The organism is Rhodococcus sp. 3258 (genome assembly GCF_031456475.1).
GTDB classification, from domain to species: domain Bacteria; phylum Actinomycetota; class Actinomycetes; order Mycobacteriales; family Mycobacteriaceae; genus Rhodococcoides; species Rhodococcoides fascians.
Genome location: NZ_JAVDUT010000003.1, coordinates 306,017 through 325,504 on the forward strand (window position 1 = coordinate 306,017; position 19,488 = coordinate 325,504).

The window sequence follows — 19,488 nt, forward strand, 5'->3', positions numbered from 1 at the left end:
AATCAGCGCCCGCTGAAGGCTTCCCGCAACCGCGAGAACAGGCCACCGCTGTGCGCCGAACCGGTGGTGACGACCTCCGCCGAATCGCGGTCGCGCATGGTCTTGAGCTGTTCGAGCAGGTGGGTCTGCTTGCTGTCCAGCTTGGTCGGCACGATGACCTCGAGGTGGGCGTGCAGGTCACCGCGGATACCGGAACGGAGCTTGGGCATCCCGTGCCCGCGCAGCACCGTCGTCGAGTTCGGTTGTGTCCCTTGCTCGATCGAGATCTCGGTCGGGCCGTCGATGATGGCGTCGACCGTCACCGACGTACCAAGTGCCGCGTCGACCATCGGGACGCGAACGGTGCAGTGCAGATCGTCGCCGTCACGGACGAACACCTCGTGCTGCTGCTCGACGATTTCCACGTAGAGATCGCCTGCGGGGCCGCCACCCGGCCCGACCTCGCCCTGCGAGGCCAACCTGATGCGCATGCCGTTGCTGACGCCGACCGGGACCTTCACCGAGATGTCCCGACGTGAACGCACCCGGCCGTCGCCGCCGCACTTGCGGCAGGGGTCCGGGATGGTCTCGCCTGCACCGCGGCAGGTGGGGCACGGACGGCTGGTCATGACCTGGCCGAGGAACGAGCGCTGCACCGACTGCACTTCGCCGGCACCGCCACAGGTCTCGCACCGAACGGGCTTGGAATCGCCGTTGGTGCCCGAGCCGGTGCACAGATCGCACAGGATCGCCGTGTCGACGGTGATGTGCTTGGTGACGCCGGTGGCGCATTCGTCGAGGGTGAGTTTGGTTCGCAGCAGCGAATCGGCTCCGGGTTGTACGCGTCCCTTGGGTCCGCGCTGACCACCGCCTGCGCCACCGCCGAAGAACGCTTCGAAGACGTCGCCGAGGCCGCCCCCGAATCCGGCACCGCCGAATCCGCCGCCACCACCGCCGCCGCCTTGCTGCAGAGGATCGCCGCCGAGGTCGACGATTCGACGCTTCTCCGGATCGGAGAGCACCTCGTATGCGGTGGAAATGTCCTTGAACCGGGCCTGTGCGGCCTCGTCCGGGTTCACGTCCGGGTGCAACTCTCGCGCCAATTTGCGGTAAGCGCGTTTGATCTCCTGGTCCGTCGCCTGCTGGCCGACGCCCAAAGTCCCGTAATAATCCCGTGCCACGTCGTCTCTTTCGTCCTAGAAGATGAATCTCGTTCGTTGATGCTGTGTCGCGGCCGCTGTGCCCCCGCGGCCGACGATGGGTCGTCGGCTCGTGTCAGCGCTCGGCCAGGACCTCGCCGATGTACCTGGCAACCGCCGCGACCGACGCGATTGTTCCTGGATAGTCCATTCGGGTGGGGCCGAGAACGCCCATCCCTCCCAGGACCATGCCAGCAGAGCCGTATCCAGTGGAAATCACCGATGTTCCGCGCATCTCCTCAACCTGCGTCTCCTCGCCGATACGCACGGTGACGGTGCGGGTGTCCTGCGTCACGGCGAGCAGCTTGAGTACCACCACTTGCTCTTCCAGCGCTTCGAGTACCGCTCGGAGCGATCCCGGAAACCCTGCGTCGCCCGCGAAGTCCGCAGCGTTGCGCGTCAGATTGGCCGTTCCGCCGAGAACCAGCCGCTCCTCGGGATGTTCGACGAGCGATTCCACCAGCACCGTGGCCGAACGAATCATCGCGTCACGCAGGGCGGGAGGTGAATTTTCGGCCAGCTCGGCCACGGCTGCGGACGCCGCCGCCAGCCGCTTGCCTTCCAGTGCGCCGCCGAGCAACCGCCGCAACTGGGCCAAGTTCTCGTCGTCGATGACGTCGCCGAGTTCGACGATGCGTTGATCGACCCGGCCGGAGTCGGTGATGAGCACCAACAGCAGTCGAGCCGGTGTGAGGGCGACGACCTCCAGATGTCGAACCGAGGACGCCGACAGCGTCGGGTACTGAACCACGGCTACCTGCCGGGTCAGCTGAGCGAGCAGTCGAACACCGCGGCGCAGCACATCGTCCAGGTCGACGCCGTTCTCGAGAAACTCCAGGATGGCGCGACGCTCGGCCGCTGACAACGGTTTGACGTCGGCGATCCGGTCCACGAACTGGCGGTAGCCCTTGTCGGTCGGCACCCGCCCGGAGCTGGTGTGCGGTTGGGCGATGTAGCCCTCTGCCTCGAGGACAGCCATGTCGTTGCGCACGGTCGCACTCGACACACCCAAGTTGTGACGCTCGACAAGAGCACGCGATCCGACGGGCTCCTGAGTGGACACGTAGTCCGCCACGATCGCTCGCAGAACCTCGAACCGCCTGTCGTCGGTGCTCGACATCGGTGCCCACCTCCGTTCTCGTTGCCAATCGTCGCTCGAGTCTAGTAGCCGAGGAACGCATGCTCGTGCAAGGCCTTACTGTGGTCCAAGTGGAAACTGTCTTTCGATTCGGTCCAGCGGTTCGAGGCTCGCGATGATCTTCAAGGGTGTACGAGACGGAAAGCCCTACCCGGAGCACGGCCTGTCCATCAGGGACTGGTCGAGAATTCCTCCACGCCAACTGCGTTTGGACGAGATCGTCACCACCACCAAGGTGCTCGAACTCGACCGGTTGTTGTCCGAGGACTCCACCTTCTACGGCGACCTGTTCCCCCATGCTGTGCAGTTCCGAGGCGTCATCTACCTCGAGGACGGCCTGCACCGCGCTGTCCGGGCGGCGCTGCGCAGTCGAACGGTGTTGCACGCCAGAGTGTTCGACTACGACGCCCTGGGAGCCTGAGGGTTCGAAGGCCCTGAGAACACTGCAGCCTGAAACAGATCGTTCAGGCCGCGGCGATGGTGCGCACCACGGCGTCGGCGAGCAACCGGCCGCGGTCGGTCAGCACGAGGTGATCGCCTCGCTGCACCATCAACCCGTCCGCCACGGTCTGCTCGGCGGCTGCGAGCTCGGTCGGCCCCAGCAGACTCATCGGCACTCCTGAGCGCAGACGCACGGTCAGCATCAGTTCTTCGAGATGACGATCCTGCGCGGTGAGCAGCTCACTGCCCTGCACCGGCAGCTCGCCCGCGGCGAGCCGATCGGCGTAGGTGGCCGGGTGTTTGACGTTCCAGAATCGCGTGCCGCCGATGTGGCTGTGCGCTCCAGGCCCGGCACCCCACCAATCGCCGCCGTCCCAGTAGCCGATGTTGTGCCGGCACCGCGCATCGGCATCGGCGGCCCAGTTCGATACCTCGTACCAGGACAGGCCTGCTGCGTTCATGGCCGTGTCGATGCGCTCGTATCGGCTCGCCAACACGTCGTCGTCGGGTGCCGGCAACTCACCTCGGCGCACCTTTCGCGCCATGGCGGTGCCGTCCTCGACGATCAGTGCGTACGCGGAGACATGGTCGACACCCGCGTCGAGCACCGCAGCGAGGGACTGGTCGAGATCGCTGTCTCGCTCGCCCGGCGTTCCGTAGATGAGGTCGAGGTTCACGTGCTCGAAGCCGGCTGCGGACGCTTCCTTCGCCGCGGCCACCGCTCGCCCCGGAGTGTGGGTGCGATCCAGAACCGCCAGAACGTGCGGTGCCGCGGATTGCATGCCCAACGACACCCGCGTGAACCCGGCGTCGCGCAGCCGCTCGAAGAATGCAGGCGACGTCGATTCCGGGTTCGATTCCGTGGTCACTTCCGCCCCGTCGGACAGCCCGAAGCTCGACCGGACCGCGCCCAATACGTCCGCGAGGCCGTCGCCCCCGAGCAACGACGGCGTCCCACCTCCGACGAAGACTGTGTCGGCCGTCGGTACTCGACCCGTGCCCGTTCCGATCAGGTTCGCCGCAGCGTCGAGTTCTCTGCGCAGGCCCTCCAACCAGGACTGCGGCGACGCCGATGTGCCCAGCTCCCCGGCCGTATACGTATTGAAGTCGCAGTACCCGCATCGCGTGGCGCAGAAGGGCACATGAACGTAGATCCCGAACGCACGTTCCCCCACTCCGGCGAATGCGCCGGACGGCAGCTCGAAGACTGAGGAGGTATCGACGACGGTATTCACGGACTCCAGTGTCCCAGAGTTCACCGGCGGCCCGATCCACGCGCCGCCCAGGGCGCTGTGCACGCACGACTCGCACCCTGCCAGCCTATTTACCGGAATTTTGGGGTAAATAGGCCGCCGCGGTCGGCACCCGGTCGATGACGTGGCACAATGGCACCCGTGACCGACTCAGGAATTCGACTCGTGGCGCGCCGCCACGTCGATCTCGGCCGTGTCTGCAGCGCGTCGTGTCGACACACGACCGGCTGCTGACCCAGCCCTCCTTGGAGCACGTCCATTCGATCCACCGGTTCCGCACCATCTCGTGAGCGCTCTTCTGCGCAACGATCGGAGCCGGCCCGCACCGAAGATGCAGGAGCATTGCATGTCGTCGACCAGCGACGCGACCACCGACGCTGCCTCCGCCACACCGCGAGAGCGAGCGCCGCGGCCGACCAAGCGTCGCGCCGAAGGCCAGTGGGCTCTGGGCTATCGAGAGCCGCTCAACGCCAACGAGCAGTCCAAGAAGGACGACAACCCGCTCAACGTGCGCGCCCGCATCGAGAACATCTACTCGAAGCAGGGTTTCGACAGCATCGACAAGGGCGATCTGCGCGGCCGGTTCCGCTGGTGGGGTCTCTACACCCAGCGTGAACAGGGCTACGACGGCACCTTCACCGGTGACGACAACATCGACCTGCTCGAGGCGAAGTACTTCATGATGCGCATCCGGTGCGATGCCGGTGCATTGAATCTGGAGCAGCTGCGCACTCTGGCTCAGATCTCGAAGGAGTTCGGCCGCGACACCGCGGACCTCTCCGATCGCGAGAACGTCCAGTTCCACTGGATCGAGGTCGAGAACGTCCCCGAGATCTGGCGTCGGATCGAGGCAGTCGGCCTGAAGACGACCGAGGCGTGCGGAGACTGCCCCCGTGTGGTGCTCGGTTCCCCGCTGGCAGGTGAAGCGGTCGACGAGATTCTCGACCCGACGTCGGCCATCGACGAGATCGTCGAGCGGTACATCGGCAAGCCCGAGTACTCGAACCTGCCACGCAAGTTCAAGACCGCGATCTCGGGTCTGCAGGACGTAGTGCACGAGATCAACGACGTCGCCTTCATCGGTGTCAACCACCCCGAGCACGGGCCCGGCCTGGACCTGTGGGTCGGCGGCGGCCTGTCCACCAACCCGATGCTCGCGCAGCGCGTCGGTGTCTGGGTTCCGCTCGCGGACGTTCCCGATGTATGGGAAGGCGTCGTCTCGATCTTCCGTGACTACGGCTACCGCCGGCTTCGCACCAAGGCGCGCCTGAAGTTCCTCATCAAGGACTGGGGCATCGAAAAGTTCCGCCAGGTCCTCGAGGACGAGTACCTGCACCGCAAGCTCATCGACGGCCCGGCTCCCGAGAAGCCCGCTCGGCCCCGTGATCATGTCGGGATCCAGAAGCTCAAGAACGGGCTCAACGCCGTCGGTGTCGCGCCCATCGCGGGTCGCGTGTCCGGCACCATCCTCGCGGCCGTCGCCGACGCCGCCGAGAAGGCCGGGTCGGATCGCGTCCGATTCACGCCGTATCAGAAGCTGATCGTGCTGGATGTTCCGGACGAGACGCTCGAGCAGCTGATCTCGGACCTCGATGCGCTGGGCCTACCGGCTCGCCCCTCGCATTGGCGCAAGAATCTGATGGCGTGCAGTGGCATCGAGTTCTGCAAGCTCTCGTTCGCCGAAACCCGCAAGCGCTCACAGGTTCTCGTCCCCGAGCTCGAAGAGCGCTTGTCCGACATCAACAGTCGACTCGACGTTCCGATCACGATCAACATCAACGGTTGCCCCAACTCGTGCGCGCGGTCGCAGATCGCCGACATCGGGTTCAAGGGACAGTTGGTCGACGACGGGGACGGGAATCAGATCGAGGGTTTCCAGGTTCACCTCGGAGGCAGCCTCGGCCTGGACAGTGCGTTCGGCCGAAAGTTGCGTCAGCACAAGGTCAACAGCTCCGAGCTGGGAGATTACATCGACAGAGTGGTGCGCAATTTCGACAAGCACCGCGAAGACGGCGAACGGTTCGCTCAATGGGCCGTGCGAGCAGACGAGGCGGATTTGCGATGAGTACCAGACTGAATTTGACGGTCGACCAACTGAAGGACATCGCCGAGCGCGGTGCCCGCGAACTCGACGGCGCAAGCCCGCTCGAGTTGTTGCAATGGACCGAGGACACCTTCGGTAGCGACTTCATCGTCGCCTCCAACATGCAGGACGGGGTTCTCGTTCACCTCGCCGCACAGGTTCACCCCGGAGTGGACGTCCTGTTCCTCGACACCGGCTACCACTTTGCCGAGACCATCGGAACGCGCGATGCCGTCGAGGCCGTATACGGCGTGCACGTCGTCAACGCCCGCGCCGAGAAGACTGTCGCAGAACAGGATGCGATCGACGGCAAGGACCTGTTCGCCCGCGAACCGAACCGCTGCTGCGCGATGCGCAAAGTGGCGCCGCTGAAGAAGGAACTGGCGAACTACAGCGCGTGGGTCACCGGCATCCGGCGAGTCGAGGCCCCGACGCGCGCCAACGCTCCGTTGATCTCGTTCGACGACGCCTTCGGCCTGGTGAAGATCAACCCGATCGCACCGTGGTCGGACGAGGAGATGCAGGCCTACATCGACGAACATTCGATCCTGGTCAACCCTCTCGTCGACGAGGGATATCCGTCCATCGGGTGCGCACCGTGCACCGTCAAACCTGCCCCCGGAGCCGACCCGCGCAGCGGTCGTTGGGCCGGCAAGGCCAAGACCGAATGTGGGTTGCACGCCTCATGACACTCGACCTCACGACGGCGACCGTCGGACGCACCCATCTCGATGCAGATCGGTTCGACACCCTCGACGCACTCGAATCCGAAGCCATCCACATCTTCCGAGAGGTGGCCGGCGAATTCGAGCGCCCCGTCATCCTGTTCTCGGGTGGCAAGGACTCGACGGTTCTGCTGCATCTGGCCATCAAGGCGTTCTGGCCCGCTCCCCTGCCGTTCGCACTGCTGCACGTCGACACCGGGCACAACCTGCAGGAGGTGCTGGACTTCCGCGACCACGTGGTTGCGAAGTACAACCTGCGCCTGCACGTGGCCAGCGTCGAGGAGTACCTCGCCGACGGACGTCTCACCGAGCGCCCCGACGGCATCCGCAACCCGCTGCAGACCGTGCCTCTCCTCGACGCGATCTCCGAGAACCGGTTCGACGCGGTGTTCGGTGGTGCCCGACGCGACGAGGAACGCGCCCGAGCCAAAGAGCGAATCTTCTCGCTGCGCAACGCATTCGGGCAGTGGGAGCCGAAGAAGCAGCGTCCGGAACTGTGGAACCTGTACAACGGCAAGCACTCCCCCGGCGAGCAGGTGCGCGTGTTCCCGCTCAGCAACTTCACCGAACTCGACATCTGGCGCTACATCGCTCGCGACGACGTGGAGTTGGCCAGCATCTACTACGCCCACCAGCGCCCGGTGTATCAGCGCGACGGCATGTGGATGACGCCGGGCGTCTGGGGCGGACCGGCCGAAGGTGAAGAGTTGCAGACACTGTCGGTGCGCTACCGCACTGTCGGCGACGGATCCACCACCGGTGCCGTCCTGTCCGAGGCTGCCGACAATCAAGCGATCCTCGCCGAGGTCGCGGCGTCCAGGCTGACCGAACGCGGAGCCACTCGCGGCGACGACCGCGTGTCCGAGGCTGCCATGGAAGATCGCAAACGAGAAGGATACTTCTGATGAGCAGCACCAGCACGGGTACGCAACTCCTTCGCCTCGCTACCGCAGGCAGCGTCGACGACGGCAAGTCCACTCTTGTCGGACGCCTGTTGTACGACACCAAATCCGTTCTGGCAGACCAGATCGACGCCGTCACTCGGGCCTCGGTGGACAAAGGATTGTCCACTCCCGATCTGTCGCTGCTCGTCGACGGCCTGCGTGCCGAGCGCGAACAGGGCATCACGATCGATGTCGCCTACCGGTACTTCGCGACGCCCAATCGCTCCTTCGTTTTGGCCGACACCCCCGGCCACGTGCAGTACACCCGCAACACCGTCTCGGGCGCGTCGACGGCGCAGTTGGTCATCCTGCTCGTCGACGCCCGCAAAGGCGTGATCACTCAGACCCGAAGGCATGCAGCGGTTCTGGCCCTCCTCGGCGTTCCCCGCCTGGTGCTCGCCGTCAACAAGATCGATCTGGTCGAGGACCCTGCGACCGTCTTCGCCGAGATCTCGGCAGAGTTCAATTCGCTGACTTCCTCGCTCGGCTGGTCCACCGAGGACGTCATCGAAATTCCGGTGTCCGCGCTGCACGGCGACAACGTCGCGGTCAAGTCCGACAAGACCCCGTACTACGACGGGCCCACCCTCATCGAGCACCTCGAGTCGGTCCCGGTGGACGCCGAACCGCACCGGGTCGGTCTGCGCTTCCCCGTGCAGTACGTGATCCGGCCGCGCACAGCGGAGTTCCCGGACTATCGCGGATATGCCGGCCAGGTCGCAGCAGGCTCCGTCGACGTCGGCGACGAGGTCGTCATTCTGCCGTCGGGCACCCGAACGACCGTCGAGCGCATCGACACCGCGGACGGCGAGCTGCGCACGGCGCATGCCGGACGTAGCGTCACCCTCGTCCTCGCCGACGATGTCGACGTCTCGCGCGGCGACACCATCGCCTCCCCGCAGGACGCACCGGAACCGATCGGCGACTTCGAGGCCACGGTGTGCTGGCTCGCCGAGAAGCCGCTTCGCCCGGGCGCTCGTCTGCTGCTCAAGCACGGCACTCGTACCACCCAGGCCATCGTCGGGGCTCTCGTCGAGCGTTTCGACGAACAGGACCTCACTGCACACGAGGGCCCGGAATCGTTGGAGCTCAACGAAATCGGACGCATCTCTGTTCGCGTTGCCGAGCCGATCGTGGCCGACGACTACGCCGTCAACAGGCACACTGGCAGCTTCTTGCTGATCGATCCGGCCGGTGGCAACACACTGGCAGCCGGTCTGGTGGGCAACGCACTGGCCGCCGTCGAGCTGGGGTCGGCAGTTCCGGCGTGACGGCTCTGCTCGCGGTGGCGCACGGCAGCCGCGATCCCCGCTCGAGCGAGACGATCCACCGCGCCGTCGACGTCCTGCGTCGACGGCGTCCGGATCTCGATGTCCGCGTGGCGTTTCTCGACCTCAGTGAGCCCAGTGTCGAGCAGGCACTCGACGAGCTGGCCGATGCCGGGCATGTTCGCATCGTCGCGGTTCCGCTGTTGTTGGGCAGTGCTTTCCACGCCCGAGTGGACCTGCCTGCTTTGTTGGCTGCAGCGCGGGTGCGGCAGCCGCACGTATCGATCGGTCAATCCGAGGTGCTGGGCGACGACCCACTTCTCGTCGACGCCGTTCGTGATCGTGTTCTCGATGCCGGTGCGGTGCTCGGCGATTCGACCGTCGGAGTCGCCTTGGCTGCCGTCGGATCGAGCGATTCCTCGGCGAACGACCGTAGCCGTCGAGTTGCGAACGAAGTGGTGTCCGGCACCGGCTGGGCGGGAGTTGTCACCTGTTTCGCCACGTCCGTCGATCCGTCTCCACTCGACGCGGTCGCACAGCTGCGCGCGCTGGGAGCCACCCGGATCGTGGTGGCTCCCTGGTTCCTGGCACCCGGGAGACTCACCGACCGCATCTCACAGGTGCTGGACGGCGTCCCGAACGTGACGTACGCCGATGTTCTGGGCCCTCATCCGGCAGTGGCCGAGCTCGCCTCCAGGCGGTACGACGCAGCTCTCGCGCACGATCGCTCGATCGCATAGCACGAAAGGTACTGCTCGTCCGATCAGTGCACCGGAGCCGATTCGGTCGTATCCGTGATCGTCGGAACCCGAGTCGCGCGGACGTAGACGGTTTCGCCCTCGTGCAGCCCCAGCGCCTCGCTGTCGCCGCGCGTGATCTGCGCCGCGAACAACTCGCCGGTGGCCGCGTTCTTCAGCTCGACCTTCACCTCGAAGCCGAGGCGTACGACCCGTTCGACGACGGCCCGCGTCACCCCGGCAGATTCTGCCGTGCCACTCGCCTGCGCCTGTGCCAACGACGGGTCGCGTCCGACACGAATGTCGTGCGGGCGCACCAGAAGTCCGTTCAGCCTGGCCACCTGACCGAGGAACGACATCACGAAGTTGTTTGCAGGGCGATCGTAGAGATCCTCCGGGGTGCCGACCTGTTCGATTCTGCCCTTGTTCAGCACCGCGATTCGGTCGGCGACGTCGAGCGCTTCTTCCTGGTCGTGAGTCACCAACACAGTGGTGACGTGCACCTCGTCGTGCAATCGGCGCAGCCACGTCCGTAGATCTGCGCGCACCTTGGCATCGAGGGCACCGAAGGGCTCGTCGAGGAGGAGAACCTGCGGGTCGACCGCGAGTGCACGTGCCAGCGCCATGCGTTGACGCTGTCCTCCGGACAGCTGCGCCGGGTAGCGGCCTTGGAAACCCGCCAGACCGACGATCTCAAGCAGTTCGTCGACCTTCTTGGCAATTTCGGCCTTGGGCCGCTTGCGGATCTGCAAGCCGAACGCCACGTTGTCGCGCACCGTCAGGTGTTTGAACGCGGCGTAGTGCTGAAACACGAACCCGATCTCGCGACGCTGCGGGCTCACCCAGGTGACGTCCTGGCCTGCCAGCACCACTCGGCCCGTATCGAGCTGCTCGAGGCCTGCGATGGATCGAAGCAGCGTGGACTTGCCCGAGCCACTGGGTCCGAGCAGCGCCGTCAACGAGCCCTTCGGGATGTCGATGCTGACGTCATCGAGGGCGGCGAAATCGCCGTAGCGCTTGTTCGCGCCGACCACGGAGATCTCGATCTCGGAAGATGTCTCGGTCATTACTTCGTCCTCTTCTTGTCGAGAACCGTCATCAGCAGCAGCACGATGACGGCGATCGCCATGAGCAAGGTGGACGCCGCGTATGCGCCCTGCTGATTGAAGTCCTCGTACCGTGAATTGACCAGCAGTGTGAGCGTCTGGGAAATGCCGGGCAGGTTGGTGGAGACCATGATGACGGCGCCGAATTCTCCGAGCGAACGTGCGACGGTGAGCACCACGCCGTAGGTCAGTCCCCATCGGATGGCAGGCAACGTGATTCGCCAGAACGTCTGCCAGGTACTCGCACCCAGAGTCGAGGCAGCCTCTTCCTGCTCTTCACCGATCTCGTACAGGACCGGTTCCACTTCGCGAACGACGAACGGCAAGGTGACGAATATCGTCGCGATGACCATGCCGGGTAGCGCGAAGATGACCTTGAAACCGAGGCTTTCGATGCCACCGAACCATCCGTTGGCACCCCACAGCAGGATGAGCGCGACGCCGGTGATGATCGGCGACACCGCGAACGGCAGGTCCACGATCGCTTCGAGTATCCCCTTGCCGCGGAACCGTCCGCGTACCAATGCCAACGCTGTGACGATTCCGAACACGACGTTGATGGGAACGACGATCGCCACGATCAACAGGGAGAGTTGGAGAGCGGATTGCGCGGCGGGAGTGGTGATCTGCTCCCAGAACGCCACCACCCCGTCCTCGAACGTGCGAAACAGGATGGCACCGAGGGGGAACAGCACGAGCACAGCGAGATAGATCAGTGCGACGGCACGCAGGGACAGTTTGATCGGGAGACCGATTTTCACGAGATCTGCTCTTCCCGTCTGGCCAACCTGTTGCCGATGATGCGGAGCACGAACAGCACAGCGAAGGCGATTGCCAACAGCACCACAGAGATTGCGGCTGCGTCGACCGGCCGGTCGTACTCGATGAGTTCACGGATGTACTGCGAAGCGACCTGCGTGTCGTTGGGGATGTTGCCGCCGATCAACACCACCGACCCGAATTCGCCGATGGCACGGGCGAACGCGAGCCCACCGCCCGAGAGCACAGCCGGAAGCAGTACCGGCAACACGATGCGCCGAAAGATGGTCCAGTTGTTCGCACCCAGCGATGCGGCCGCCTCTTCGACGTCCTTGTCGAGTTCTATCAGCACCGGCTGCACCGCACGCACCACGAACGGGAGCGTGACGAACAGCAGCGCCACGATGACCGCAGGCTTGGTGGCGTTGAAGACGATGCCGATCGGACTCGACGGTCCGTACAGCGACAGCAACACCAAGCTCGCCACGATGGTCGGTAGTGCGAACGGCAGGTCGATCAGGGCATTGACGAAACGCTTGCCGGGAAACTCGTCGCGTACCAGAACCCACGCGATCAGAGTGCCGAGAAAGAGGTTGATCACGGCGGCAGCCACGGACACCAGCAGAGTCACCTTGAACGTGGCGATGGCACGTGTCTCGGTGACCGCATCCCAGAAACCACCGAGGCCGCCGTCGAACGACTGAACCGTCAACGCCGCCAACGGCAGCAGCACGATGACACTGAGCCACAGAACAGCGACACCGAGGCCCAGCGGACCCACCGAACCGGGGCCCCGGAACTTGCGACCTTCCCGCCCAGCACGAAACCGAGGTGTCGCACTGAGCGGGGCGATCGAACCCGGGGCCGCGGGTTCACCGGTCGACGACGACATCTACCGAGTACTTTCCTGGTAGATCGTCGCAATTGCGCCGTTGTCTCCGAACAGGTCGGCGTCGACCTGAGTCCAGCCGCCGAGATCATCGATGGTGTACAGCTTTTCGGGCGTGAAGAACTTGTCCGAGTATTCGGAGGCGATCTCCGGATTGGTCGGCCGGAAACCCGCCTCGGCCCAGATCTTCTGACCTTCGTCGGAGTAGACGAAATCGTTCAGTGCGTTGGCACGCTCGAGGTTCGCACTGCTGTTGATCACTGCCACCGGGTTGTCGATGCGGAAGGTGACGGGAACATCCACGTGCTCCACCTTCTGTCCCTGCTCTTCGATGAGCAGTGCCTCGTTCTCGTAGCTCAGTAACGCGTCGCCCTGCCCCTGCAGGAACGCTTCGGTTGCGGCGCGGCCGGATTCGGGCTGCACAGGGAAGTGATCGGCGACGAGCGTACGGACGAAGTCGAGACCGGCCTGCTTGTCCTGGCCACCGTTGCTCTTGGCGGCGTACGGCGCGAGCAGGTTCCACTTCGCCGATCCGGAGCTGAGGGGGCTCGGGCTGATGACCTGAACGTCGGGCTTGATCAGGTCGTCCCACGTCTGGATGTTCTTCGGATTGCCCTCGCGGACGACGATGGTCACCACCGAGCCGAACGGCACCCCGCCGTACGCGTTCTGGTTCCAGTCCTCGTCGACCTTGCCCGCCTTTACAAGTCGAGTGACATCCGGCTCGACGGAGAAGTTGACGATGTCCGCAGGCGCGCCGTCGGCGACCTTGCGCGACTGGTTTCCGGATGCGCCGTAGTCGGCGTTGATCGCCGTACCCTCTCCATCCTCGGTGGCTGCGAACGCCGGACCGATTGCGTCCCAGCCGTTCTTCGGCACTGCGTAGCCGACGAGTGTCAGAGCCGGGCCACTGGCAGTGTCCGACCCGCCCCCGACGACATCGCTGGAACCGCCGCCGCAGGCGGTGAGCAGAAGAGTTCCCACAGCTGCGAACGTGGTGAGCAGATAACGAGAACGATGCCTCATTGCGAAAGGCCTTTCATGGTGGTGTGACGATGAGGAAAGAACACAAGACACGCAAGGAGATTCGCGCTGAGCGCCGTAGCAGTCAGGACCCGGCCGGCGAAGCAGCGAACTGGCGGCACGGACTCCGGTCCGTCGTGCGGACACACTGCGCTACGCGGCGACAGTGGATCGACGAAACCGATTCGCGAAGGAAAGAATCAACAACAGTCGATATCGGCGACTGCCAGCATGCCGACAGCAATCAACGCCAACTGGTGGCGGACGCGGTACTCGGCGGCAGAAGACACGGTCAGGAATCTAGCAGAGGTTCCGGACCGACTCTAATCAGAGGAGTCGTGCATGTGCACGACGGGCGCGTGTCAGCGAGTGATCAACCATGCGATGACGACCAACGCCAGCAGCGCGATCAGAGCCCATGTCACCCGAGACCGCGGCATTACAGTCCATCCTTCGTCGTAGACGTCGAGGCCGAGAGCTCGGCCTCGCGTGCTGCGCTGGCGTCACGGCCCGACACGCGCAGGATCACTGCCAGCACGCGATCGAACACCCGAGCCGAGACGAACGCAACCGGAACGAGCACTGCGAGGACGACCACCGACTGCGGAACGAACGGAAGGCCCGTCACCCACAGCTCGACGCCGTCCCACCACCGCGCGAACGATTCCATCCTCGCAGCTTAAACCAGGGCTCCACCTGAGCCGCGCCACGCCGAGTACGGCCTCTCAGTGGACGGCTGCCACGGATCGGTCGATGATTACGCCATGACGGCATTCGATGAGGTTTCGCCCGTGCCCCCGGTCGCCGAGGAGCCGGCCATGGGCTCAGGACATCCAGGCCTGGGCGGAACGGAAGTCCAAGGTGCGTTGGGCAGCACCGATGCGCCGGTGTCCACGTTGGTCTCCTACCGCAGCGCGTTTCCGCCCATCGACGACTACGCATTTCTCTCGGACTGCGAGACGACGTGCCTCATCGCCCGAAACGGCTCCGTCGAATGGATGTGTGTACCGCGGCCGGACTCCCCCAGTATTTTCGGTGCCGTCCTCGATCGAAGCGCGGGCCACTTCCGCGTCGGGCCGTACGGACAGTCGGTACCCGCCGCTCGTCGATACCTGCCCGGCGGCCTCATCGTGGAGACGACCTGGCAGACCGAGACCGGGTGGCTCATCGTGCGTGACGCGTTGGTGATGGGCCCCTGGCACAACACCGACCAGCGTTCTCGAACTCACAAGCGCGCACCGAGCGACTGGGATGCCGAGCACATCTTGCTTCGGACCATCAAATGTGTCAGCGGCACAGTCGAATTGGAGATGAGCTGCGAGCCCGCCTTCGACTACCATCGGGCACCCGCGACATGGGAGTACACCGGCAAGGTGTACGAGGAGACCACCGCGACCTGCGAGGCGAGCGCCGACGGCGACCAGCCCACCCTCAAATTGACCACCAATCTTCGGATCGGCATCGAGGGCCGCGAAGCACGCGCGCGAACCCGAATGACGGAAGGCGACAACATCTTCGTCGCGCTGTCGTGGTCCGATCTTCCCGCACCGCAAACGTTCGAGGAAGCGGCCAGTAAGATGTGGCAGACCTCCGAATGCTGGCGGCAGTGGATCACGATCGGCCGATTCCCCGATCATCCGTGGCGCGGCTACCTCCAGCGCAGCGCTCTGACCCTCAAAGGACTGACCTACGCACCCACGGGAGCACTGCTCGCCGCGTCGACCACGTCGCTACCCGAAACACCTGGTGGGGAACGCAATTGGGACTATCGCTACACCTGGGTCCGCGACTCCACATTCGCTCTGTGGGGTCTGTACACGCTCGGGCTCGACCGTGAGGCCAACGACTTCTTCGCCTTCATGTCCGATGTAGCCACCAGTGCAGACGGGGAGGTCAACCCGCTCCAGGTGATGTACGGCATCGGCGGTGAGAAGACCCTCGACGAGGCCGAGCTACCGCACTTGTCCGGGTACGACGGCGCCCGACCGGTACGTATCGGCAACGGTGCCTACGACCAAGAGCAGCACGACATCTGGGGCACCATGCTCGACTCGGTGTACCTGCACGTCAAGTCGCGTGAACACGTCCCGGAGTTCCTGTGGCCTCTGCTCAAACGGCAGGTCGAGGAAGCGATCGCGAACTGGCGCAAACCCGACCGTGGCATCTGGGAGGTACGCGGTGAGCCCCAGCACTTCACGTCCTCGAAGCTGATGTGTTGGGTTGCGCTCGATCGCGGTGCGAAGCTTGCCGATATCCACGGCGAGAAGGACTACTCGACCAAGTGGAACGAAATCGCCGACGAGATCAAGGCCGACATCCTCGACAACGGCGTGGACTCGCGCGGCGTGCTGACGCAGCGGTACGGAGATCCCTCTCTGGACGCGTCGTTGCTACTCGCACCCCTCCTGCGATTTCTGCCGGCCGACGACGAACGCATTCGTGCAACAGTGCTCGCCATCGCCGACGAGTTGACCGAGGACGGCTTGGTTCTGCGCTATCGAACCGACACCACCGACGACGGTTTGTCCGGCGAGGAAGGCACGTTCACGATCTGCTCGTTCTGGCTCGTGTCCGCTCTGGTGGAGATCGACGAACTCCCGCGCGCCAAGCACCTGTGCGAACGCCTGCTTGCCTACGCGAGCCCGCTCAAACTCTACGCCGAAGAGATCGACCATCGCACCGGCCGTCACCTCGGCAACTTTCCGCAAGCATTCACGCACTTGGCGTTGATCAACGCCGTGGTGCACGTCATCCGAGCAGAGGAAGCGCAGGCATCGGGACACTTCCAGCCCGCCCACGCCAACCCCTGAACTGTCTGGTTCAGCGGCCGAGTTGCCTCGCCCATTCGGCGAACAGCTCGGCCGCCGGTTTCGCCTGAGCGCGGCGATAGCCGGTCCCGGCCCACATCGACAGTCCCGACGGGTCACCCGCAGCTGCGGCCTTCGCGCGCATCGGCGCGGTCAGATAGTGCAGATCGGGATACGCCAGCGGGGCGGCTTCGGAGTTCTCGCGCATGAACTCGTTCACCAAGCCCCGCGCAGGACGGCCCGAAAACGCCTTCGTCACGGCGGTACCCGACGCACTGGCCAGCTGCTCGCGGTGCACGGGCTTCGTTCCTGCCTCGGGAGTGTTCAGAAACGCGGTACCCAGCTGGGCTGCATGCGCAGCACCCGAATCCAGCAGCGGCGCAATGTCGTTGCCGTCCATGAGCCCGCCGGCCGCGATTCGGGGCAGATCCGATATCTCGCGCACTGCGACCAGCAACTCCGTCAACGGCTCTTCCGGAGCCGACCCGTCGAACGTGCCTCGGTGTCCGCCCGCCTCGGGACCCTGCACCACCAGCGCGTCCACACCGTTCGCGGTGGCGATGGACGCGTCGGAGGCGGTTGCCACCGTTGCCCACACTTCGGTTCCCACCGAATGCAGCTGGGCAACCTCGTCGGCATCGAAGGTGGCGAAAGTACTCGACACCACCGGCACCGGATGGGCAAGCAGCCAGGCGAATTTCTCCGGGTAGTAATCATCGCGGCGTTTGAGCACGCCGGGTTCGGCGTCGAATCGCTCGAACCACGATGCCAGATGCTGGGCGTAGGAGTCGACATCCGCGCCCGACGGCTCCTCGGGTAGGAAAAGATTGACCCCGAACACCAGACCCCGCATCGAATCCACCTGCGCGGCAAAGGCATCCGGCGTCAACAACGCGCCGGCGATCATTCCGAGTCCGCCGGCCTCGGACACAGCCCGGGCGAGCTCGGGAGTACTCGGACCGCCCGCCATGGGCGCACCGACAACGGGAACACGCAATTTCTTCAGGATCGGTGTCGTCACAGATTCGAAATGTACTCGCCCGACATTCGCGAGAGGGTTGGGCGGGGGCCGCGCGCCCCTGTTGCCGACTGCGCGCCCCTGTTCTGAAGCGAGCGGGGGCGCGCAGTCGGCAAAAAGGGTGTGAGGTTACGTCCGGCTACTTCTTCGGCTTGTCCGACGAGGACTCCGAGGACAGTGCCGCCACGAAGGCTTCCTGCGGAACTTCGACCCGTCCGATGGTCTTCATTCGCTTCTTGCCTTCCTTCTGCTTCTCGAGCAGCTTGCGCTTACGGCTGATGTCGCCGCCGTAGCACTTGGCAAGCACATCCTTACGGATGGCGCGGATGTTCTCGCGGGCGATGATGCGAGATCCGATAGCAGCCTGAATCGGCACCTCGAACTGCTGCCGCGGAATCAGTTCCTTCAGCTTGGTCGTCATCTTGTTGCCGTAGGCCGCAGCGGCGTCCTTGTGGACGATCGCGCTGAAGGCGTCGACGGCCTCGCCCTGCAGCAGGATGTCGACCTTCACCAGCGCTCCGCTCTGCTCGCCGATCTCCTCGTAGTCGAGGCTGGCGTATCCACGAGTACGAGACTTCAGGATGTCGAAGAAGTCGAAGATGATCTCGGCCATCGGAATCGTGTACCGCAGTTCGACACGAGTCTCCGACAGGTAGTCCATACCGCCGAGCTCGCCTCGTCGCCCCTGACACAGCTCCATGATCGAGCCAATGAACTCGCTCGGCGAAATGATGGTGCACTTGACCATGGGCTCGAACACTTCCCGCGCCTTGCCCTCGGGCCAGTACGACGGGTTGGTGACGATGTGCTCGGCACCGTCTTCCATCTCGACGCGGTAAACGACGTTCGGCGAGGTCGAGATCAAGTCGAGGTTGAATTCACGCTCGAGCCGCTCGCGGGTGATCTCCATGTGCAGCAACCCCAGGAAGCCGCAGCGGAAGCCGAATCCGAGAGCCACGGAGGTCTCCGGCTCGTAGGTCAGGGCCGCGTCGTTGAGCTGAAGCTTTTCGAGGGCGTCGCGCAGATCCGGGTAGTCGGAGCCGTCGAGTGGGTAAAGGCCCGAGTAGACCATCGGCCGTGGCTCGCGGTAACCGGTCAGCGGCTCGGTAGCACCCTTGCGGAACGTGGTGACGGTATCGCCGACCTTGGACTGACGGACGTCCTTGACGCCGGTGATCAGGTACCCCACCTCGCCGACGCCCAGGCCCTTCGTGGCCTTCGGGTCCGGCGACACGATGCCGACTTCGAGCAACTCGTGCGTCGAGCCGGTCGACATCATCGTGACCTTCTCACGAGGGTTGAGTGCGCCGTCGACCACTCGGACGTAGGTGACGACGCCTCGGTAGGTGTCGTAGACCGAGTCGAAGATCATCGCGCGGGCAGGCCCGTCCGGGTTGCCGACCGGAGCCGGCACCAGCTTGACGACCTCGTTGAGCAGTTCCTCGACGCCCACTCCGGTCTTGCCGGACACCCGCAGCACGTCGTCGGCCTCGCATCCGATGATGTGCGCGATTTCGGCGGCGTAGCGATCCGGGTCGGCAGCGGGCAGGTCGATCTTGTTGAGCACAGGGATGATGGTGAGCTCTTTGTCGAGAGCCAGGTACAGGTTCGCCAGCGTCTGCGCCTCGATGCCCTGAGCAGCGTCGACGAGCAAGACAGCACCTTCACACGCTTCGAGCGCGCGGGACACCTCGTACGTGAAGTCGACGTGGCCGGGGGTGTCGATGAGGTGCAGAACGAATTCTTTGCCGTCGACGACCCAGGGCAGACGCACGTTCTGCGCCTTGATGGTGATGCCGCGTTCGCGCTCGATGTCCATCCGGTCCAGATACTGCGCACGCATCGACCGGTCGTCGACGACGCCGGTGAGCTGCAACATCCGGTCTGCCAGCGTCGACTTTCCGTGGTCGATGTGGGCGATGATGCAGAAGTTCCTGATCCTGGACGGATCGGTGAACGTCGTGTCGGCGAAGCTGGGCACTCGTATCCTTCGGCTGGCGTGTTCGAAATGAGCGAACGGGTTTCCCTATCGTCCCACGAGCGGAACGGTGCGCCGTCCCCGGCTGTCCGTCGTGGCTGGTCGCCCGGTGAGTCAGGGCGGTTTGTAGCGCTGCCGCCG

The 19,488-nt window shown here is 64.7% G+C and carries 18 protein-coding genes; 7 read left to right on the top strand and 11 right to left on the bottom strand.

Translation table 11 applies throughout. The annotated features are described in order from the left end of the window. Positions 1 to 2: 2 nt before the first annotated feature. The gene (gene dnaJ / locus J2X62_RS12320) at positions 3 to 1,160 is read right to left on the bottom strand and encodes a molecular chaperone DnaJ (RefSeq protein WP_027497501.1); all 1,158 of its coding nucleotides are present in this window, start codon (positions 1,158 to 1,160) and stop codon (positions 3 to 5) included. Positions 1,161 to 1,254: 94 nt separating this feature from the next. Then, a complete protein-coding gene (hrcA, locus tag J2X62_RS12325) occupies positions 1,255 to 2,298 on the bottom strand; it encodes a heat-inducible transcriptional repressor HrcA (RefSeq protein WP_032382760.1) in 1,044 nt (347 codons plus the stop codon). 133 nt (positions 2,299 to 2,431) lie between these two features. Between hrcA and J2X62_RS12330 the strand changes: the two genes are divergently transcribed. Then, entirely contained in the window at positions 2,432 to 2,737 is a 306-nt protein-coding gene (locus J2X62_RS12330; RefSeq protein ID WP_027497503.1) for a type II toxin-antitoxin system VapB family antitoxin, read from the top strand. Between the two features lie 43 nt (positions 2,738 to 2,780). Here the strand turns inward: J2X62_RS12330 and hemW are convergent, their stop codons facing one another. Continuing rightward, positions 2,781 to 3,992, bottom strand: coding sequence for a radical SAM family heme chaperone HemW (gene hemW, locus J2X62_RS12335; RefSeq protein WP_310180882.1), 1,212 nt, complete (start codon positions 3,990 to 3,992; stop codon positions 2,781 to 2,783). A 364-nt stretch (positions 3,993 to 4,356) separates the two neighbouring features. On the opposite strand from hemW, the gene J2X62_RS12340 reads away from it, so the two are divergent. The 5 genes from J2X62_RS12340 to J2X62_RS12360 are packed head-to-tail and all read left to right on the top strand — an operon-like array spanning position 4,357 to position 9,770. After that, entirely contained in the window at positions 4,357 to 6,075 is a 1,719-nt protein-coding gene (locus tag J2X62_RS12340; protein ID WP_032374560.1) for a nitrite/sulfite reductase, read from the top strand. After that, a complete protein-coding gene (locus tag J2X62_RS12345; RefSeq protein ID WP_032368442.1) occupies positions 6,072 to 6,782 on the top strand; it encodes a phosphoadenylyl-sulfate reductase in 711 nt (236 codons plus the stop codon). Before J2X62_RS12340 ends, J2X62_RS12345 begins: the two co-directional genes overlap by 4 nt. Further along, positions 6,779 to 7,723, top strand: coding sequence for a sulfate adenylyltransferase subunit CysD (gene cysD / locus J2X62_RS12350; protein WP_027497507.1), 945 nt, complete (start codon positions 6,779 to 6,781; stop codon positions 7,721 to 7,723). Before J2X62_RS12345 ends, cysD begins: the two co-directional genes overlap by 4 nt. Next, positions 7,723 to 9,033 (top strand): sulfate adenylyltransferase subunit 1, encoded by a 1,311-nt coding sequence (locus J2X62_RS12355; RefSeq protein ID WP_032368177.1) that lies wholly within the window; start codon positions 7,723 to 7,725, stop codon positions 9,031 to 9,033. Before cysD ends, J2X62_RS12355 begins: the two co-directional genes overlap by 1 nt. Continuing rightward, positions 9,030 to 9,770 (top strand): sirohydrochlorin chelatase, encoded by a 741-nt coding sequence (locus J2X62_RS12360; protein ID WP_032368178.1) that lies wholly within the window; start codon positions 9,030 to 9,032, stop codon positions 9,768 to 9,770. Before J2X62_RS12355 ends, J2X62_RS12360 begins: the two co-directional genes overlap by 4 nt. Before the next feature lie 23 nt (positions 9,771 to 9,793). On the opposite strand, the gene J2X62_RS12365 is transcribed toward J2X62_RS12360, so the two are convergent. The 6 genes from J2X62_RS12365 to J2X62_RS12390 form a co-directional block, all read right to left on the bottom strand. Further along, positions 9,794 to 10,834, bottom strand: coding sequence for a sulfate/molybdate ABC transporter ATP-binding protein (locus tag J2X62_RS12365; RefSeq protein WP_032368179.1), 1,041 nt, complete (start codon positions 10,832 to 10,834; stop codon positions 9,794 to 9,796). Continuing rightward, positions 10,834 to 11,634 (bottom strand): sulfate ABC transporter permease subunit CysW, encoded by an 801-nt coding sequence (gene cysW / locus J2X62_RS12370; protein ID WP_027497511.1) that lies wholly within the window; start codon positions 11,632 to 11,634, stop codon positions 10,834 to 10,836. Before cysW ends, J2X62_RS12365 begins: the two co-directional genes overlap by 1 nt. Beyond that, on the bottom strand, positions 11,631 to 12,524 hold the full coding sequence (gene cysT, locus J2X62_RS12375; protein ID WP_230593414.1) for a sulfate ABC transporter permease subunit CysT: 894 nt from the start codon (positions 12,522 to 12,524) through the stop codon (positions 11,631 to 11,633). The genes cysW and cysT overlap by 4 nt, the downstream gene beginning before the upstream one ends. Further along, a complete protein-coding gene (locus J2X62_RS12380; RefSeq protein WP_027497513.1) occupies positions 12,525 to 13,547 on the bottom strand; it encodes a sulfate ABC transporter substrate-binding protein in 1,023 nt (340 codons plus the stop codon). It abuts the gene before it with no gap. Positions 13,548 to 13,744: 197 nt separating this feature from the next. Further along, positions 13,745 to 13,834, bottom strand: coding sequence for an Ms4533A family Cys-rich leader peptide (locus J2X62_RS12385; protein WP_310180897.1), 90 nt, complete (start codon positions 13,832 to 13,834; stop codon positions 13,745 to 13,747). 149 nt (positions 13,835 to 13,983) lie between these two features. Then, on the bottom strand, positions 13,984 to 14,214 hold the full coding sequence (locus J2X62_RS12390) for a hypothetical protein (RefSeq protein ID WP_310180899.1): 231 nt from the start codon (positions 14,212 to 14,214) through the stop codon (positions 13,984 to 13,986). Positions 14,215 to 14,308: 94 nt separating this feature from the next. On the opposite strand from J2X62_RS12390, the gene J2X62_RS12395 reads away from it, so the two are divergent. Beyond that, positions 14,309 to 16,354: a glycoside hydrolase family 15 protein gene (locus tag J2X62_RS12395; RefSeq protein ID WP_027497515.1), complete on the top strand. Its 2,046-nt coding sequence runs from the start codon at positions 14,309 to 14,311 to the stop codon at positions 16,352 to 16,354. Positions 16,355 to 16,364: 10 nt separating this feature from the next. Here the strand turns inward: J2X62_RS12395 and J2X62_RS12400 are convergent, their stop codons facing one another. Together J2X62_RS12400 and lepA are read right to left on the bottom strand one after the other, a co-directional pair. Then, positions 16,365 to 17,372, bottom strand: a complete 1,008-nt coding sequence (locus tag J2X62_RS12400; protein WP_310180900.1) for a nitronate monooxygenase — start codon at positions 17,370 to 17,372, stop codon at positions 16,365 to 16,367. Between the two features lie 136 nt (positions 17,373 to 17,508). Continuing rightward, positions 17,509 to 19,356: a translation elongation factor 4 gene (lepA, locus tag J2X62_RS12405; RefSeq protein WP_371832732.1), complete on the bottom strand. Its 1,848-nt coding sequence runs from the start codon at positions 19,354 to 19,356 to the stop codon at positions 17,509 to 17,511. Between the last annotated feature and the right edge of the window lie 132 nt (positions 19,357 to 19,488).

Coding starts and splice junctions, on each gene's coding strand:
- hrcA (WP_032382760.1), bottom strand. CDS start 2,298: ATGTCGAGCACCGACGACAGGCGGTTCGAGGTTCTGCGAGCGATCGTG.
- J2X62_RS12330 (WP_027497503.1), top strand. CDS start 2,432: ATGATCTTCAAGGGTGTACGAGACGGAAAGCCCTACCCGGAGCACGGC.
- J2X62_RS12340 (WP_032374560.1), top strand. CDS start 4,357: ATGTCGTCGACCAGCGACGCGACCACCGACGCTGCCTCCGCCACACCG.
- J2X62_RS12345 (WP_032368442.1), top strand. CDS start 6,072: ATGAGTACCAGACTGAATTTGACGGTCGACCAACTGAAGGACATCGCC.
- cysD (WP_027497507.1), top strand. CDS start 6,779: ATGACACTCGACCTCACGACGGCGACCGTCGGACGCACCCATCTCGAT.
- J2X62_RS12355 (WP_032368177.1), top strand. CDS start 7,723: ATGAGCAGCACCAGCACGGGTACGCAACTCCTTCGCCTCGCTACCGCA.
- J2X62_RS12365 (WP_032368179.1), bottom strand. CDS start 10,834: ATGACCGAGACATCTTCCGAGATCGAGATCTCCGTGGTCGGCGCGAAC.
- cysT (WP_230593414.1), bottom strand. CDS start 12,524: ATGTCGTCGTCGACCGGTGAACCCGCGGCCCCGGGTTCGATCGCCCCG.
- J2X62_RS12380 (WP_027497513.1), bottom strand. CDS start 13,547: ATGAGGCATCGTTCTCGTTATCTGCTCACCACGTTCGCAGCTGTGGGA.
- J2X62_RS12390 (WP_310180899.1), bottom strand. CDS start 14,214: ATGGAATCGTTCGCGCGGTGGTGGGACGGCGTCGAGCTGTGGGTGACG.
- J2X62_RS12395 (WP_027497515.1), top strand. CDS start 14,309: ATGACGGCATTCGATGAGGTTTCGCCCGTGCCCCCGGTCGCCGAGGAG.